Annotated in this window: 1 protein-coding gene; it reads right to left on the bottom strand. The window is 76.0% G+C overall.

The annotated features are described in order from the left end of the window. Positions 1–635, bottom strand: a 635-nt coding sequence (locus FOE67_RS27730) for an oxygenase MpaB family protein (RefSeq protein WP_182667554.1), incomplete at its 3' end; no start/stop codon positions are given. Between the last annotated feature and the right edge of the window lie 37 nt (positions 636–672).

The following is a 672-nucleotide window of genomic DNA, read 5'->3' as shown; positions in this document are numbered from 1 at the left end:
GGGGCGGGGTGGGCGAGCGCGTCCAGGACGTCCCGGACAGCGCGGTTGTCACCGAGTTCACGGATGACGGTCTCCGTGTAGCGGGTGTCGAAGGCGACCGGATCGGGGGGAAGCCGGTGCTCGGCGACGCCCCAGATCCGGCCGACCCCGCGCATCTCCCGGTGGTAGGTCTCCAGCCGCTCGCCGGTCAGCGGGGTGCCGAAGAGCGCCATGGCGTCCAGGGGGCCCATGACCAGGGTGGCGTGCACCCAGGCGTACGCCCCGGGATCCAGGGCCCGGTAGGGCCGGCCGCTGCCGTCGGTACCGGTCATCGCGGCGTGCAGGCGACGCAGCCGGCGGGCCTCGGCGAGGGACTCCTCCGGTGTTCCGTGGACCACCGTGGTCAGGGAGAGCAGGGTGCGCAGCAGACGCCCCCAGGGGTCGGAGCGGAAGTCGCTGTGGTCGGCGACGCCGGCGCCCACCACGGGGTGGGCCACCTGGAGCACGAGCAGTCGGGGGGCGAGGAGCAGGCAGCGCAGGTCGCCGAAGACCTCGCGGGCGACGCCGTCGGGGGGCGGCGGTCGGCGGGAGCGCGGAGTTCCCCGGACGCCGCCGCCCGTCGTCCCGTGGTGGTCTCCCGGTCCGGTGGTGGTCACCCCTCCACGCTACCCGGGCGGGGGCGCGGAGGGCGGG

This window comes from Streptomyces calidiresistens (assembly GCF_014141525.1).
GTDB lineage: Bacteria > Actinomycetota > Actinomycetes > Streptomycetales > Streptomycetaceae > Streptomyces > Streptomyces calidiresistens.
The sequence above is the reverse complement of the archived record's forward strand: the minus strand, read 5'-3'. Positions and strand labels throughout refer to the sequence as shown.